The following is a 17,305-nucleotide window of genomic DNA, read 5'->3' as shown; positions in this document are numbered from 1 at the left end:
AGGATATAACCTCGGTTCCGTTCTCTTTTACTACTTTAACTTAAATATCTTTTAAGTGATTTTGCGTGTTCAATTCTACTACTTTCCCTGTTTCCAAATACACGATCCACTCACTGATATTCGTTGAATAGTCTCCTATTCGTTCTAAATAAGTGGTTACACGCAGATAATCTGTCGCTCCCAATACGATTTCAGGGTCATTCTTCATGAACTTGATACATCTTGAATAAAGTTCTTTCCCCATCATATCTACTTCTTTATCTAAAGCTGCTAATTTTCTTGCTTCATCAGCATCAAATATGACATAAGCATCTAAAACTTTGCGAACGATGTAAAGGACTTTTACAGACATTTCATAAATTCCTTTTTCAATATCGTATTCGCGTTTATTTCCTTTGACTCGAATCGTTGATTTTGAAATACTTACCGCATGGTCTGCCATTCGTTCTAAGTCAGATGTAGCTTTCATAACTGTAATAATTTTTCGCAAATCTGTAGTTACAGGTTGTTGCAATGCAATTAGTTCAATACAATCTTGCTCCAACGCAACTTCAAGTCGATTAATATGAATATCATTATCAATAACTTCTTGTGCAAGAGCTTTGTCATGTTTTATAAAGGCTTCTATTGATTTCTCAATTGATTCATGTACAGCTTTTCCCATTTGAAAAAAATGGACATGCAAATCGTTTAATTCTTCTTCAAATACTTTTCTCATCTCAAATCACCTTCATTTATATAGTCTTTTTTATCTGTTATAAGAGCATTTATATGTTACCTATTATTATGCACTGAATTGTTAGAAAAATCCAATGATTGTTCCTATTTATGACTAAAACAAAAAAGAGATAGACTAAGTCCATCTCTTTCAAAAGTACTTTTAACCAAAACGACCTGAAATATAATCTTCTGTTTCTTGTTGTCTTGGATTCGTGAAGATTTGTCTTGTTTTCCCATGTTCTATCAAATCACCTTGCAAAAAGAACGCTGTGTTATCTGAAATACGGGAAGCTTGTTGCATATTGTGCGTTACCATGATCATTGTGTAATCTTCTTTCAATTCCAACAACATATTTTCTATTTTACCACTTGATACCGGGTCCAATGCACTGGTAGGTTCATCCAGCAAAATCACTTCTGGTTCGACAGCTAATACACGGGCGATACATACACGTTGTTGCTGTCCGCCAGACAAAGCTAAAGCACTATTGTGCAATTTATCTTTGACATCATCCCATACGGCTGCTTTTTTCAAACTATCTTCGACGATGTGCTGAATTTTTTCTTTATCTTTCATTCCGCCGATTCGAAGTCCATAAGCTACATTATCGAATACAGAAAACGGAAACGGATTAGGTTGTTGGAAAACCATTCCTACTTTTTTTCTTAATTCCACCGTATCCGTTTTCGGACTATAAATATCTTTCCCCTTAAACTTAACTTGTCCAGTAATCGTTACATTTTCAATCAAGTCATTCATCCGATTAAGCGTTCTTAAATACGTTGATTTTCCACATCCACTTGGTCCGATAAGAGCTGTAATTTCACGAGGATTGAAATCAAGTGTAATACCTTTTAATGCTTCATTTTTGCCATAGTACAAATGAACATCATTCGTTTCAATTATTTTTTCATTCACTGTCAATTACTACTCCCTTCTTAACCAAAGTTGCCTGAAACATAATCTTCAGTTTTTTGAATTTTAGGACGTGTAAATACTTTTCTTGTATCATCGTATTCCAGAACATTTCCTAAATAGAAAAAGGCTGTATAGTCACTAATACGCGATGCTTGCTGCATATTATGAGTTACGATAATAATCGAGTAATTTTCTTTCAATTCTAATAGCGTTTCTTCTACTTGAGCTGTTGATATTGGGTCTAAAGCACTGGCTGGTTCATCCAATAACAGAACATCTGGTTTTAATGCTATCGCACGTGCAATACATAAACGTTGTTGTTGTCCACCAGATAGAGCTAATGCACTCTTGTGCAAGTTGTCTTTCACTTGATTCCACAAAGCTGCTTGTTTTAAACTTGTTTCAACAATTTCATCTAATTCATTTTTATCTTTTAAACCATGTCTTTTCAAAGCAAATGCAATATTCTCATAAATAGATTTGCTGAAAGGATTCGGACGTTGGAATACCATCCCGATGTTTTTTCTCATTTCAAATACGTCGATATTTGATGCATTCACATTTACGCCTTTATACAAGATTTCACCAGTTACTTTAGCTATTTCGATCTCATCATTCATACGATTCAAAGATCTTAAATATGTTGACTTCCCACATCCACTTGGTCCAATCAAAGAAGTAATTTTGTTTTTCTCAAATTCCAATGAAACTCCCTTGATAGCTTCATTATCTCCATAATACACATGTAAATCATTTGTCTCTAAAGCTATTGCTGATTTATCTTTTAAAGTAATGATGTTCGTATTTTGAGTTGATTGACTTTTCATCATGAAAGTCCTCCTTTATTCCTAGTGGACAAAAATGGATTTTCTTAAATTAAAAAATTCCATTCCAGCTTAAAGCTGTCAGCCACCTAGTTTGATCAAGCTGTATAAATTACTGCATATGATTTAGGTCAGTTGCGCTCCCCAGAAATCTCCGCCTAACACTGTTCAATCCGCACAACCGATACGCTGGGTTGCTTGCGTTTGTACTTCGTTAGTGCTCAATTTCTCCCGGGTCGCTCCACATGCTGTTTGAGTAGAGTTGCGAGACCTAACAATTTTGCAAAAAAGAGAAATTTTGTGTTATTGCTGCCAAAGGCCTCTCAACATCTTGTTATTCTGATGTGGCTTTTTTCTGTAATCTTCTTCCTAGGTAGCGTGAGCCTAGGTTAAACAGCATTACAGCTAGAATCAACACAGCTGATGCTCCGGCGGATACTTCTTCTCCGTCCGGCATAACACCTTCACTGTTGATTTTCCAAATATGGACCGCTAATGTTTCTGCTGGGCGGAAAATATTTAATGGACTTGTGATCGATTGAGGGTTCCAGTTAGTAAAGTCTAAAGCCGGCGCACTTTGTCCTGCTGTATAAATAAGAGCTGCGGCTTCACCAAAAATACGTCCTGCTGCTAAAATCATACCTGTGATAATCCCCGGCAGTGCAGCAGGAAGAATAACTCTTGTGACTGTTTCCCAACGAGACAATCCTAATGCTAGTCCCGCTTCTCTTTGAGTAGCTGGAATAGCTTGTAAAGAATCTTCAATAGTTCTAGTCAATAATGGCAAGTTGAAAATCGTCAATGCCAAGGCACCCGAAATGATCGAGAATCCAAAGTCCCATTGGATAACAAAAATCAAGAAACCAAACAATCCTACTACTACTGAAGGTAAAGAGCTTAAAACTTCAATAGCTGTACGTACAAAATCTGTCAGCCAGTTTTGTTTGGCGTATTCTGATAAGTAAATAGCTGCACCTAAAGCTAAAGGTGTACTAATCAGCATGGTCAATATCAACAAATAAAATGAGTTGAAGAGTTGGATCCCAACCCCCCCGCCAACTTGGAAAGATTTAGCAGGAGCTGTCAAGAATTCCCATGAAATTTGAGGTAATCCGCGCCATAAAATAAAGAGCAATAAACTAGCCAAGATCAATACAATAACTGCTGACATAGCATAAATAACGCCTACTGCAATTTTATCTGCTTTTTTTGAATTCATTATTTTATTGCTCCTTTCTTACCGATCCAACGTGTCAGGATATTAAAGAACAGAGCCATTACTAAAAGAATCGTTGCCAGAGACCACAGTACATTATTCTCAAGTGTTCCCATAACCGTATTCCCCATACTCATTGTTAAAATACTAGTTAGTGTTGAAGCAGGCGTGATTAAATCAGTAGGAATCATTGCAGCATTCCCAATAACCATTTGCACCGCTAAAGCTTCTCCAAAGGCACGTGCCATACCAAATACTACGGCTGTCAATAAGCCTGGTGTAGCAGCACGCAAAACGACTTTATAAATCGTTTGCCAGCGTGTCCCCCCCATCGCCAATGATGCTTCACGATAATGGCGCGGCACTGCTTTTAACGCATCTACAGCCATACTTGTAACTGTTGGCAAAATCATAACAAATAAAACGATCGTGGCAGATAAAATACCAAATCCTGTACCGCCAAAAATACCGCGAATAAAAGGTACGATAACCGTCAAACCAATAAATCCATATACAACCGACGGGATACCGACTAGCAATTCGATAACAGGCTGCAGAATCTTTTTCCCTGCTTTAGGAGAGATTTCCACCATATAAATTGCTGCTGCAATAGAAAATGGAGTAGCTAACAATGCTGATAACAAAGTAACGAAGAAAGAACCTAAAATCATGGGTAAAGCTCCGACTAATGGCTCACCATTTTCCCCAACTTCGCCTGGTCTCCAAATATCTCCGAATAAGAAATCAATGATTGACACACCATCGGTTGTAAATGTTGAAACTCCTTTACTGATAACAAAATACAAAATAGATAATACGATCAATACAATAAAAGCGATACAAATAAAACTGATGGTTCTTCCAAACTGTTCAATTTTGCGCTTACTTGATTTTTGCATAAACTTGCTTTGTGTCTCTTCCAAAAGAAAACCTCCTTGTACTCAATGTCCTCATGCACAATGAAAGACGCTGTCTAGATAGACAGTCGTCTCTTTCATAAACTTACAGCTTCATACATTCTCTATTCTGAACTTTCCACAGGAGACGTATTGCCTTCTGCATCTCTTTCAACTTCCATATTTTTGATAGGAATATATCCTAAAGCTCCTATTAAGTTGTCTTGGATTTCATCAGACAGCATGTAATCCATAAAATCTTTTGTCAAACCAGTTGGTTCTCCATTCGTGTACATGTGTTCATAAGACCAGATGATCCAGTCGTTGCTGTTTACATTTTCATTAGTAGGCTCAATGCCATTGATAGATAATGCTTCTACATCATCATTTACGTATGAAAATGCTACATAACTGATCGTTCCAGGTGTATTAGCAACGATTTGACGAACCGTACCGCTTGACTCTTGTTCTTGTGACACAATACTTTTCATTCCTTCTTCAAGGACCCATTTTTCAAAAGTTGCTCTTGTTCCACTTCCTGAAGAACGGTTTAACACCGTGATCGGCAAATCTTTACCACCCAATTCTTTCCAGTTGGTGATTTCACCAGTAAAGATGCCTTGCAATTCTTCAAGCGTAACATTAGTCACTCCAGTTCCTGGTGTAACGATCGGCGTAATTCCAACAACCGCGACACGGTGATCGACTAATTTGGAAGCGTCTATTCCATCGCTTTCTTCTGCAAAGATATCGGAGTTTCCAATATCTACTGCTCCAGCAGCAATCTGGCTCAAACCAGTACCGCTTCCTCCACCTTGAACGTTAATAAATTTCCCTAAATTTTCTGCGCTATATTGTTCTCCGGCTGCTTCTACTAAAGGTTGTAAAGCTGATGAACCAACTGCTGTTATAGACTCTTCATCCACTACTTCACCGCAGGCTGTTAACACTAAACTAGCCATGACCAATAAAAGTGCTCGGAACTTTTTAAATTTCATCATGTACCTCCTATGAGATGACAGTTATTTGCAAACTGACTATGTAAACATTATACATAAATTTAACTCAAAACCATAATACCGATACTTTGTAAATCTTATATAGCATTATTGTAAATTTTATGTAAAGACCATTAACAGTAAGCCTTTTCAATTGATTTCAACTCGTCAAAAAAACGTTGAAACTCTATTGGTTTCAACGTTTTTGATTTTCCCTCATGAAGGTCATTTAAATAGTGAAAAATTTAGTACTTTTGTCAATATTTAGATAACTAACACTTCTTTTTCATAGAATTCTTAGATATCCTTATTTTTAGTATTCAATTCGACTACTTTACCCGTTTCATGGTAAACGATCCATTCGCAAATGTTCGTTACGTAATCTCCGATTCGTTCCAAATAAGAAGCGACTAAAATATAGTCGGCAGCTCCAATAACCAGTTCAGAACTACGTTTCATATCCTCGATTGCTTTATCTGTGATCGAGTATGCAGCTTCATCTATTTGATTATCCTTTTGAGCAATTTCTCTAGCTTTTGTTACATCATACTGCAAGTACGCTTCCAGAACTTCTTCTACTCTCTTTTTAACGATCTCTGACAGGTCTGCGATTTCTGCTTCTATTTTCGGATCACGTTTGTTCCCTTTGACTCGAATAGTCGATTTAGAGATACTTACAGCATGATCTCCCATACGCTCTAAGTCAGCACAAGCCTTCATAACTGTAATAATTTTTCTTAAGTCGCTGGTTACAGGTTGTTGTAAAGCAATCAGTTCAAAACATTTCTTTTCCAACTCTGCTTCTCTATTGTTGATCGCCACATCATTTTCGATCACACTGTGAGCCAACTCTTTATCATGATTGATAAATGCTTTAACAGATTTATAAATTGCCTCACTGACCATCATTCCCATTTCAGAGAAATGAACATGTAGATCATTTAATTCCTCTTCAAAATTCTGTCTCATTGAAGGACCTCTTTCTATTTCATATTTTCTCTTGATTCCTTAAGAATCATTTTACCATTTTTAAGCTGATTTTAAAATGACACCTTCTGGATAATTTATTTACCCATTTTAATGTTTACCCAAAGCGACCAGAAATGTAATCTTCCGTTTGTTTTTTAGTTGGGTTGGTAAACATATCTCTAGTATTTCCAGATTCAATAATCCGTCCATTAAAAAAGAAAGCTGTATGATCAGATACACGTGAAGCTTGCTGCATATTGTGAGTGACCATAACTATAGTATACTTTTCTTTCAGCTCTGTGACCAATTCTTCAATTTTAGCTGTCGAAATTGGGTCCAATGCGCTCGTAGGTTCATCCATCAACAATACTTCCGGTTGAACGGCTAACGCCCGTGCAATACATATCCGTTGTTGCTGACCACCGGAAATAGACAATGCATTTTTATTCAAGTCGTCTTTGACTTCTTCCCATATCGCAGCCCCACGCAAACTCTTTTCTACGATTTCGTCCAACTGTTTTTTGTTTTTAACTCCATGAGTACGCGGACCATAAGCAATATTATTGTAGATACTCATCGGAAAAGGATTCGGTTGCTGAAATACCATTCCGACACTTTTACGTAGTGCATTTACATCCATACTGTTTTTATAAACATCTTTCCCATCCAGTAAAATATCTCCCTCAATGCGACATCCTTCTACTAGATCATTCATCCGATTCAAACTTTTGATCAATGTAGATTTTCCACATCCTGATGGGCCAATAAATGCCGTGATTTCATTTTTTGGAATCTCTAAACTCACTCCGTGCAACGCTTGAAAATCTCCATACCATAGATCCATATCTTTTATACTGATTTTACTCATCATTTAGTCCCCTTTGCAAGCTTATTGCTAAGAAATGTCGATAGTCCGTTGACTACCAGTACAAATATAATCAACACTACACCTGTAGCAAACGATTCATTTACATGTATACCTTCATTAGATAAAACATACATATGCAAGGCTAATGTCCTTCCCGATGAAAATAATCCACTAGGCAAATTAGAAGAAGTTCCTAAAGTGTACATCAAAGCAGCGGTCTCTCCGATAATTCTGCCGCTGGCTAAAATCACTCCTGAAAGAATTCCGGGCATAGCGACTGGTAAAACAACTTTAAAAATCGTTCTTAACTTTCCAGCACCTAAACCAAAACTTGCTTCACGCAGCGAATCATTGACTGCCATCAAAGCTTCTTCTGTCGACCGAATGATCAATGGTAAGACCATGATCACTGAAGTCAAAACTCCTGCTGCTACACTGTATTGAAAACCTAAAAAAGTAACGAAGAATAACATCCCGAACAACCCATATACAATAGAAGGAATAGCGGCTAACGTATCTGTTGCCATACGAATAACTCCGACAACTTTGTTTCCTTTTTTAGCATATTCTACTAAATAAAAACCTGTAAATACGCCAACAGGAGTTGCAATCAACAACGTCAGTCCTAACACAATAAATGTAGTGATCAAAGATGGAATCAATGATTGGTTATCAGTAGTAAAGTTCCATGAAAGAATATCAGAATTCAAGTGCGGAAGCCCATTTGCGAAAATATACAGCAAGATGAACAGTAATGAAGTAAATGTTAATGCTGCTGATAAATAAACGAGTCCTCTGATCAATTTACTGCTCATACTCTAGACTCCTTTCGTTTGATGAACATAAATACACCATTTATGATCAAAATAAATACGAAAAGTACTACACCTGTAGCAATCAAAGCTTCTCTATGTTCACCTGCAGCATAAGCCATTTCTAAGACGATATTAGTTGTCAACGTACGTACTCCGCTAGTGATACTTTGAGGAATAATGGGTTGGTTTCCAGCAATCAAAACGACCGCCATTGTTTCTCCAATTGCTCTTCCCACTCCCAATATAATAGAAGAAATGATTCCGGATTTTGCAGCCGGCATGATGACTTTCATGACAGTACGTTCATGAGTTGCACCTAACGCCATACTCCCGGTATAGTATGATCTTGGAACTGAACGCAGACTGGATTCTGATAGTCCAATAACTGTCGGCAAAATCATAACTCCTAGTAAAATCATAGCTGTCAGCATATTCATCCCAGTTCCTCCAGAAAAATTCCTCATGATTGGAACAATCAATTGCAACGCAAAGAATCCATAGACAATTGAAGGGATAGCTGCCATCAAGTTGACTGCAGGTTTTAACCATTTGTGCAATTTTGGCGGACAAAACTCAGCCATAAAAACAGCTGTCAGTATTCCGATCGGCACTCCTATGACAATTGCTCCAATAGTGACAAAAATAGATCCTAATATCATCGGCAAAATACCAAACGATGCCGGTGTATTAGAAGGCGACCAGCGATCTCCGAACAAGAAATCCACTATTCCATATTCCACCATAAAAGGAACGCCGCCTGCAAACATAAAAATAATAATGAGAATGATAGACAAGACCGACAGCAAAGCTGAAACTAAAAACACACCTTGCATAAATCCTTCTACTCTTTTTGCTTTCATTAGATTTTCTCCTTTGTGTAATAGAGTAAATCATTCATAAACATAGTTTCACCAACTATACTTATGGATAATTGTAAAATTTTACCTGATTTATTTTACCCCGTATAAATAACTACAAGCCTGCTTCACATTGCTGAGGCAAGCTTGTAGCGTCCACTGTAAAGTTATTTGTTTTTACAATGTGTTTCTTTTATTCAGCGACATCTGCCCAAGTAGTCACTTCTCCTGTATAAATTTGTCTTACTTGTTCCATAGTCAAATCTTCAGCCGTGTTGTCAGGATGAACAATCACTGCGATTCCATCAATTGCAAGAGGCTCTGCTGTTAGCTCAGCTAATTCTTCTTCTTTCAATTCACGTGAAGCCATACCAATATCTGCTGATCCATCCATTGCCGCTGTCATACCAGCAGATGAACCATTTGAAGTGATATCAATCGTTACATCTGGATTCAAGTTCGAGTATTCTTCAGCAAGAACTTCCATGACCGGTGTTACAGAGGTAGATCCTACTACACTGACATTTCCAGAAAGACCTTCAGTTGCTTCGTATGCAGGTGCATCTGTTACAGCTTCTACATATCCTTCTCCAACAACCAATTCTTGCCCTTCAGCACTCATCACAAATGTCCAAAAATCTTGTGCTGCTTCACTCAACTCATCTTTATAAGCGATATTGAATGGTCGTGAAATTTCATATGACCCATCTTGTACAGTTTCAGTGGTTGGCTCAATACCGCCAATATTCAATGCTTTTACAGTATCATTAAGGGATCCTAATGATATATACCCAATCGATGTGGGGTCGCCTGATACAGTGGTCATCACACCATTCGTACTGTTTTGAATAGTAGCTCCAGCGTAAGTGTTGTCTGATTCTGTTTCGCCGTCTTCTACCAAAACGCCAGTGATTTCTGTAAACGCACCTCTTGTACCTGAACCATCTTCACGAGTAATGACGTTGATCGTTTGCGTTGTATCAAAACTTCCGCCACCAGTTGTTTCTCCGTCTTGATTCTCAGCGCCTGATTCTCCACCGCCACAAGCCGCTAATAATAATGCAGCTCCCGTAGTTAACATGTACTTAGATATTTTTTTGAAATCCATTTTTCCCCATCCTTTTTGTTTGTTTTTTGGACCTTATCCGCTCGTCCACAAACCCTATGTTAAACTCTGAATATTAATTTTTAATCGAATTTATGTAATCTTTCGCCTTAGTTGTGTAAAGTTTATTAATTTAACGTAAATGAGCAGTGTCCCAAACAAAAAAAACATCTCTTCTACTATAGAAAATAACTTTCTACGGTAGAAAAGATGTATTTGATTCAGTTGCCCTATTTTAAATTAAGTGTGAGGGCAATTTCACAGTAAAGGTGGTTCCCAATCCTAATTTGCTGGATACTGAAATAGTCCCATGTAAATTTTCGACTAAATACTTTACAATAGACAATCCTAACCCTGTTCCTCCTGAATTGCGGCTTCTTGCTTTATCCACTCGATAGAAACGCTCAAAGATCCGGTCTTGTTCATCCTCTGGAATACCAATACCGTTATCTTTTACTTCAATAACTGCAAACTCGTTCTCTCTATAAATCTTGACTGTAACTCGCCCTTTTTCTTGCGTATATACAATCGCATTATTGATCAAATTAGCTAAAACCTGTTTTAATCGGTTAAGATCTGTTTGAATCGTCAGCTCATCTTCTTCTACGATGATGAGTTCCATGTGTTTGCTTTCAGCTTTTTGCCTTACTAATTTGAAGGTTGCTTCTACAGCATCTTTCACTCTAACGTCTTCAGACTTCAACGGAACTTGTTTCTGCTCTACACGAGACAACTCCAAAATGTCATTGACAATAGAATCTAATCGAATGCTTTCTTTTAACATGATTTCTAAAAATTGTTCGAGTATTTCTTTATCTTCTTTGGCTCCATCCAATAAGGTTTCTGCAAAACCTTTCAGAGCTGTGACAGGAGTTCTCAATTCATGAGAAGCATTTGCGACAAAATCAGTTCTGACTTTTTCCAGCCTTCTGATTTCAGTAATGTCGTAAAGCAGGACGATGACGTTTAGTTCTCCAGGATTTTTCCCGTTGATAGGAACGATATTGGCATCAACGATTCTATCTTCTGGATAATAGAAATAAATTTCATTATTCTGAGATTTTTTTCTTCTGTAAGCTCGTTCAATGATGTGACTCAACCCATAACTCTTAATAGCTTCTACATATGAACTTCCTAATAATTGAGACGTGTCTTCTCCTAAAATCCGACTCATAGCAGGATTGACCATTTGGATATTGCGTTGATTGTCCAGCAGCATAACACCAATGACTAAGTGGTTGATAAGCTCATACAGCCGTTCATCATTTTGTTTGATTTGCAGCATTTGATTTTCTAAACTTTCAGCCAGTTCATTGACCGTAGAACCTAACTTAGAAATTTCGCCAAATCCTTGTCCAGAATAGCGAGCGTTATAATGTTTTTCAGATAGTTCTTTCGTGACATCCATTACTTCTTCTATCGGTCGGACAATACGCTTAGTGGTTAAATAGGTAATAAAAGAAGCTACCAGAACAGCAACTAAAATGAAAATGATAAGGGACTGATTAATTTCCTTGTATAACTGCGTGATCGTATCGACGGGCTGAGATAGGCGTAAAACACCGCTCATTTCTCCAGCTGGATCACGTAACGGTATGGCTACGTAATATTGTTCTATCCCTGTACTGTTGCTTACTCGCGATCCTATACCATAAGCTTCTCCGTTTAAAACGGCCTTTACTTCTTCTCTGTAAGCATGATTTTCCAGCTCTTCAGCGTTGGTCTCAGAATCAAATGTAACCTCTCCATCTAATCCAATGATTGTTATACGTTCGTCTAATTGAATGGATAAGTCATTTATCTGCTCAACAATTGCCGAATCATCTAAATTGTTTTCTATATTTTCTGACAAAAAGAAACCCATTAAACGTGCTTGTTCAATTAGCGTATCGCTTTGTCTATCTCTTGAATGTTCGCTTAATAAATTATTCAAAAAGAACCCGAATATCAAACTAAATAAAACAAAGATAATGACAAAAGTACTGAGAATTCTTAAATGGAGCTGCTTCATACTTTTGGTGCCTCAAATTTATATCCAAAACCTCTTACGGTTCGAATATATTCAGGATTTTTCGTGTCTACTTCAATTTTTTCTCTTAAATGACTGATATGGACGTCCACTATCCGTGTTTCCCCTGCATAATCAAAATTCCATATCGCATTCAGCAATTGCTCTCTGCTCAATATACGGTTTAATCTCTTCGTCATATACAACAGCAGCTCGAACTCTTTAGGAGTCAGTTCAATCGAATTACCGCGAACTAAAACTTCATATTGATGAGGGTAAATGACAATTTCTCCAACTTGTACTTTTTTTTCTTCATCAGCAGTTTCATTTGCATTGTCGCTTTCCGCCGTATCCGCTGGTTCGCCGATTCGGCGCATGATGGCTTTCATTCGTGCTAATACTTCGCGAGGACTGAAAGGCTTTGTCATATAATCATCAGCCCCTAATTCAAGCCCAATAATTTTTTCCAACTCATCGTCTTTAGCTGTCAACATTAAGATAGGAGTATTTACTTTTTCTTGGCGCAGCTTTTTACAAATATCCATTCCATCCATAGAAGGAAGCATCAAATCTAAAATAATAAAGTCGTATTGCTTGGTTGCTGCTAGTTCATATCCTTCTAATCCATCTAAAGCGGTCTTTACTGAATAACCTTCTTTTTCCAAATTAAAAGCTAGCAAAGTGATAATTGAAGGTTCATCATCTACAATGAGTACTTTTTTCATTTTATGCCTCCGTTAATCTTTTTCTTTTTTTGCTGATTTTTTTCTTTTAGATGTTTGTTATTTTATCAAGGTAAAAATACAATACCTAACCCATGAGGATCATCAGCGTATAATGCTGTCTCTGTCAAACGAGGTTCACCCTTAATATCTTTCACTTTTAAACGACAATAAACACTGTTTTTAGATAGAGCCTCATGGAAGTCTTCTTCCGTTTCTACAGTTGTTTCATTACACATGACAACAGTCTCTCCAATTTGCAAGTTCATTTTTTCAGCAGGAGTACCTGGTCTTATTCCAATTACTTTTAACCCTCCATTAGCCGGCGCATACAATTGATGCCCCTTTTTTTCTCTGAAAGCATGGCGCATCAACACAGTGATTCCGCCTAGAAATACGAGAGCTGTCGCAATGTAAGTCAACACAGGTGCCCAATAAGAGCCTACAAGGCATAGGGTAGTTAGTGCTGCCACGACGAATAAATCTTTAGCTAACTCAGCTGTAGCTTCTCTTGGTACATAAGACCGTACGGTATATTTGAACCCACTTAACACTGGTAAAACGAAGAAAGAATAATTTGAATCACCAATTGAGAAGACAGGCCACCAATCAAATAAATTTGAAAAAGCTTCGCCTGGAATAACCAATATTAACGGAATAACCCAAAAAGGAGTTAAGCGATAAGCTGCTATTTTTTTCCCTCTTTTGGTTTCAACGATCTTAGGTGAATAATTTTTTTCTTTTTGCTTCAAAAAACGAGCAGCTGTTAAAAACAACAGAACCACAGTAATGATTAATAGATTCTGGACTAATGAGACATTGATCCACTCTGTCTGAGAAAAACCTTCATACCAGTCTTTAGCAGGATTCGGCAATTGATCTACTAATTCAATTTTATTTGATCCCCATACGAGAAAAGCAGTCAAAGGCATAATAAATAATGGGTGTACAAAGTGACCTCCAATGATTACTGCTAGTAACGCGAGTAGTTGATAAATGATTATTGCTTCAATCGTGATCGGGATTCCTGCTGCTATAACTAAGATAGATGCGATTAAACCAGGTATAAGTCCTTTTACGAAATAATCTTTTATTTCATGACTATCTTTATTGATAGCCACACGAAAAAGTTTTCTTTCTTGTTTCTTTCTACGTACAGATAAAAGTATGGCCACTAGAATCCCCACCAAAAAAGTTGGTTGAATAAAAAATAATAACAGTGCACTAAGTAAATTCATGATCATATTTCTACTTCTCCCCCAGCTCTAATTTCTATTCTATCAAACAAATATAAGATAATCTTAATTTTTACAAAGACAATACAATTTACAAAAAATTTACAGTCAATTATAAAGAAAATATTTTATTAGTTTACTTGTTTCTACTATACCATAAGGCAGTGTAAATATATTTTACTATTTATTAAAAAAAAGACTTCACTCTTTCTTAATTAGAAAGAGTGAAGTCTTTTACCTATCATCGTTAACAAATTAGGGGGTGTTTCTTTTAAGAACGATAATTAGTTTACGCGTCCGAATCCTACTAGGTATTTGCCCCAGTATGATTGACTAATTTCAGCAACTGCTACTCCAGTTGAACTTTGTGAACCAATAAATTTATTGTTTCCTAAATAAATACCAACGTGATCAATACCGCCTGATTGACTAAAGAATACTAAATCTCCAGGTTGTGCTTGAGACTGAGAAACTTTTGTAGAAGCTCCGTATTGTCCGCTCGCTGTACGAGGAAGAGAAATACCAGCTTTATTGAACACATAAGTTGTAAAACCTGAACAGTCAAAACCAGAAGTTGTGTTACCGCCATACAAGTAAGGTGTTCCTGATACAGCATAAGCAGCATTTTGAACGGTTGCCCATACTCCGCCTGCTGGAGCAGTTGTTACTTTTGTCGGTTGTTCAGCTTTTGGTTTAGCAGAAGACTCAGAAGAAACTTTTTCTGTTGATGCAACAACAGTTTCTTCTCCAGCGTTTTCTACAACAGAAGCAATTTCTGCATCAAGAGAAGTTAATGTAGCTACTTCTTTTTCAGCAGCTTCTTTTAATGACAAGTAATACTCTTTTTGCTCTTGTACATCTGTTTTTTCAGCTGCAATTGTTGCCACGACTACTTCTTTTTCAATCTTTTTAGCTTCTAAATCAGCTTTAGCAGCTTCTAATTCGGCAGCTAACAGATTTTGTTCTTGAAGTTTTTCTTCAGTCGTTTTTTCTGCTTTTGCTACTGCTTCTTTATCTTTATTTTGAGCAGATACTAAATCTTTATTTGCTTTCACTAAGTTGCCTACGACATCCATACGTGCCAATGCGTCCGCAACATTATCAGCTTCCAGTAAGAATGCTACAAAGTTTCCAGTATTCCCATTTGTTTGAACTGAACGAGCTTGCATAGCCAACTTTTCTTCGCGATCTTCAATTGCATCTGTTAAATCAGCAATTTTAGTTTTCAGTTCTTCCAATTGGTTTTGCGTTGCCGTCATTTCTGATACTAAAGACTCTGCTTTAACTTCATTGTTTTTAATAGTTTCAGCGATTTCCACCAAAGAAGCTTGAGCAGATTGCTCTTCTTTTTGCAATTCTGTTAATTTGTTCGTTGTGCTTTCAATATCTGAATCAACTGATGCATAAGCTGTAATTGGTGAAATTGCAGTTGAAACTCCTAACATAGCTAATAATGCAAATTGGACTAATTTCTTGTTCACGATGTTTCCCCCTAATGTCTACGATAAGTTTTTGACTATTGTTCATTACATTTGGCTTGCTGATATGTTTTTTATACGCGTAAAAATTTTCTGATGGATAAGATAGAACCGATTGATCCAATAACAAATCCGACTGCTAATAAGACAGCACCTAATTGGAATAAGAATGGATTTACAGGTAATAATGAGAAGTACGTTCCCACAAAGTAATTTGATATTACTTCATAACCGTAAATATACACTCCGCTGATGATAGCCGTTGGTATGATTGCTCCAACTAGACCAATTAATGCTCCTTCTATGACAAACGGCCAACGAATGAACCAATTGGTTGCTCCTACCAATTTCATGATCTCGATCTCAGTACGTCTAGAGAAAATCGTGATTCGAATCGTGTTTGATATCAAGAATACAGCAGTTAACAATAATGCTACAATCACTATCCCACCGACGTTACGTACATTTTCCATTGTTTTAAACAATTTATCTGCTTCTGCTCCACCATAGTTGGCTTGAGAGACAAATTCTAGTTCTTCTGCTTGCTTAGCAACAGCACTTGTTTGTTGAGGAGTAGTTGTGTTGACGATGTATACATCATGTAAAGGATTATCGTCGCCTTCAAACAAATCAAATTCTGCTCCATAAGTTCCTACAACTTGTTGCAATTCATCTTCACGGCTGGAATATTCGACCGTTTCAACGGCTTCTAGTTTTTCCAGCTCTTCACCTAACTGTTTTTGTTGTTCTTCATTTGCGGCTAAATCGATGTAAACACGAACACTTACATCATTTTCAACGTCAGATGCTAATTTGTTCACGTTCATCAATAAAGCAACGAAACTTCCTACCAAAAGCAATGTTACTGCTACAGCACTGACTGCTGCTACTGACATCCATCCGTTTCGGACTAAGCTTTTGAAAGCCTCTTTAAAGTGTCTTCCCATGGTTCTAAGCTTCATAACCATATTCTCCTTCCTGTTGATCTCGGACAATACGGCCATTGTCGATAGCAAGAACTCTGTGTCTTACTTTGTTAACAATTTGGCTATTGTGTGTTGCCATGATAATAGTCGTTCCTCGATTAGAAATTTCTTCCAGAATATTCATGATTTCCCATGACGTATCAGGGTCTAAGTTACCAGTCGGCTCATCACAGATCAACACACGCGGCATATTTGCAATAGCTCTTGCAATAGCGATACGTTGCTGTTCACCACCGGATAATTCATTTGGAAACATTTTAACTTTGTGTTTTAAATTGACTAAATCAAGAACTTCCAAGACACGTTTTTTGATCATTTTCGGATTCTTTTCAACTACTTCCATCGCGTAAGCAATATTTTCATATACAGTAAGCTTTGGCAATAATTTAAAATCTTGGAAAACTACTCCTACATGTCTTCTTAAATAAGGGATGTCTTTATTTTTCATTTTCACTAAATCGAAGTCTCCTACTTTGATTGTTCCTTTTGTAGGTAATTCTTCTCTATACATCATCTTAATAAAGGTTGATTTTCCAGCACCACTTGGCCCGACTACATAAACAAATTCACCTTGCTCAATACGAATAGTTAAATCGTTCACGGCAGTAATCCCATTAGGATACTTTTTCGAAACGTTGAGCATCTCTATCATTGTTTTATCACCTATCTAAATTTAGATTTTTTTATCT

The 17,305-nt window shown here is 37.0% G+C and carries 17 protein-coding genes; all 17 read right to left on the bottom strand.

Annotated elements, in window-relative coordinates:
- Positions 1-40: 40 nt before the first annotated feature.
- The 17 genes from phoU (ACE025_RS08920) to ftsE all read right to left on the bottom strand — a co-directional run bounded on the left by phoU (ACE025_RS08920) (position 41) and on the right by ftsE (position 17,268).
- A complete protein-coding gene (gene phoU, locus ACE025_RS08920) occupies positions 41-718 on the bottom strand; it encodes a phosphate signaling complex protein PhoU (protein WP_485939336.1) in 678 nt (225 codons plus the stop codon).
- Between the two features lie 162 nt (positions 719-880).
- Complete coding sequence (gene pstB, locus ACE025_RS08915) at positions 881-1,639, bottom strand: phosphate ABC transporter ATP-binding protein PstB (protein WP_485939335.1); 759 nt, start codon at positions 1,637-1,639, stop codon at positions 881-883.
- Positions 1,640-1,659: 20 nt separating this feature from the next.
- The gene (gene pstB / locus ACE025_RS08910) at positions 1,660-2,466 is read right to left on the bottom strand and encodes a phosphate ABC transporter ATP-binding protein PstB (RefSeq protein WP_485939341.1); all 807 of its coding nucleotides are present in this window, start codon (positions 2,464-2,466) and stop codon (positions 1,660-1,662) included.
- Positions 2,467-2,797: 331 nt separating this feature from the next.
- Positions 2,798-3,682: a phosphate ABC transporter permease PstA gene (pstA, locus tag ACE025_RS08905; protein ID WP_485939334.1), complete on the bottom strand. Its 885-nt coding sequence runs from the start codon at positions 3,680-3,682 to the stop codon at positions 2,798-2,800.
- Positions 3,682-4,578 carry a phosphate ABC transporter permease subunit PstC gene (gene pstC, locus ACE025_RS08900; RefSeq protein WP_485939340.1) on the bottom strand — a complete coding sequence of 299 codons (897 nt, stop codon included), beginning with the start codon at positions 4,576-4,578 and terminating at the stop codon, positions 3,682-3,684. Before pstC (ACE025_RS08900) ends, pstA (ACE025_RS08905) begins: the two co-directional genes overlap by 1 nt.
- 122 nt (positions 4,579-4,700) lie before the next feature.
- On the bottom strand, positions 4,701-5,576 hold the full coding sequence (locus ACE025_RS08895; RefSeq protein ID WP_485939333.1) for a phosphate ABC transporter substrate-binding protein PstS family protein: 876 nt from the start codon (positions 5,574-5,576) through the stop codon (positions 4,701-4,703).
- Positions 5,577-5,870: 294 nt separating this feature from the next.
- Positions 5,871-6,542: a phosphate signaling complex protein PhoU gene (gene phoU, locus ACE025_RS08890; RefSeq protein ID WP_485939332.1), complete on the bottom strand. Its 672-nt coding sequence runs from the start codon at positions 6,540-6,542 to the stop codon at positions 5,871-5,873.
- Positions 6,543-6,657: 115 nt separating this feature from the next.
- The gene (pstB, locus tag ACE025_RS08885) at positions 6,658-7,410 is read right to left on the bottom strand and encodes a phosphate ABC transporter ATP-binding protein PstB (protein WP_485939331.1); all 753 of its coding nucleotides are present in this window, start codon (positions 7,408-7,410) and stop codon (positions 6,658-6,660) included.
- Positions 7,410-8,225 (bottom strand): phosphate ABC transporter permease PstA, encoded by an 816-nt coding sequence (gene pstA, locus ACE025_RS08880; protein ID WP_485939330.1) that lies wholly within the window; start codon positions 8,223-8,225, stop codon positions 7,410-7,412. Before pstA (ACE025_RS08880) ends, pstB (ACE025_RS08885) begins: the two co-directional genes overlap by 1 nt.
- Entirely contained in the window at positions 8,222-9,085 is an 864-nt protein-coding gene (gene pstC / locus ACE025_RS08875; RefSeq protein WP_485939329.1) for a phosphate ABC transporter permease subunit PstC, read from the bottom strand. Before pstC (ACE025_RS08875) ends, pstA (ACE025_RS08880) begins: the two co-directional genes overlap by 4 nt.
- Before the next feature lie 190 nt (positions 9,086-9,275).
- Entirely contained in the window at positions 9,276-10,190 is a 915-nt protein-coding gene (locus ACE025_RS08870) for a substrate-binding domain-containing protein (protein WP_485939328.1), read from the bottom strand.
- 232 nt (positions 10,191-10,422) lie between these two features.
- Entirely contained in the window at positions 10,423-12,039 is a 1,617-nt protein-coding gene (gene pnpS / locus ACE025_RS08865; protein ID WP_485939327.1) for a two-component system histidine kinase PnpS, read from the bottom strand.
- Between the two features lie 155 nt (positions 12,040-12,194).
- Positions 12,195-12,920: a response regulator gene (locus ACE025_RS08860; RefSeq protein WP_485939326.1), complete on the bottom strand. Its 726-nt coding sequence runs from the start codon at positions 12,918-12,920 to the stop codon at positions 12,195-12,197.
- Between the two features lie 65 nt (positions 12,921-12,985).
- Entirely contained in the window at positions 12,986-14,161 is a 1,176-nt protein-coding gene (locus ACE025_RS08855; protein ID WP_485939325.1) for a PDZ domain-containing protein, read from the bottom strand.
- A 275-nt stretch (positions 14,162-14,436) separates the two neighbouring features.
- On the bottom strand, positions 14,437-15,633 hold the full coding sequence (locus ACE025_RS08850) for a C40 family peptidase (protein WP_485939324.1): 1,197 nt from the start codon (positions 15,631-15,633) through the stop codon (positions 14,437-14,439).
- 71 nt (positions 15,634-15,704) lie between these two features.
- Positions 15,705-16,592, bottom strand: a complete 888-nt coding sequence (gene ftsX / locus ACE025_RS08845) for a permease-like cell division protein FtsX (RefSeq protein WP_427355123.1) — start codon at positions 16,590-16,592, stop codon at positions 15,705-15,707.
- Positions 16,582-17,268, bottom strand: a complete 687-nt coding sequence (gene ftsE, locus ACE025_RS08840; protein ID WP_485939323.1) for a cell division ATP-binding protein FtsE — start codon at positions 17,266-17,268, stop codon at positions 16,582-16,584. The genes ftsX and ftsE overlap by 11 nt, the downstream gene beginning before the upstream one ends.
- Positions 17,269-17,305: the final 37 nt, after the last annotated feature.

The sequence above is a fragment of the Desemzia sp. AGC72 genome, assembly GCF_057334175.1.
This window is presented reverse-complemented; position numbering and strand designations above follow the sequence as displayed.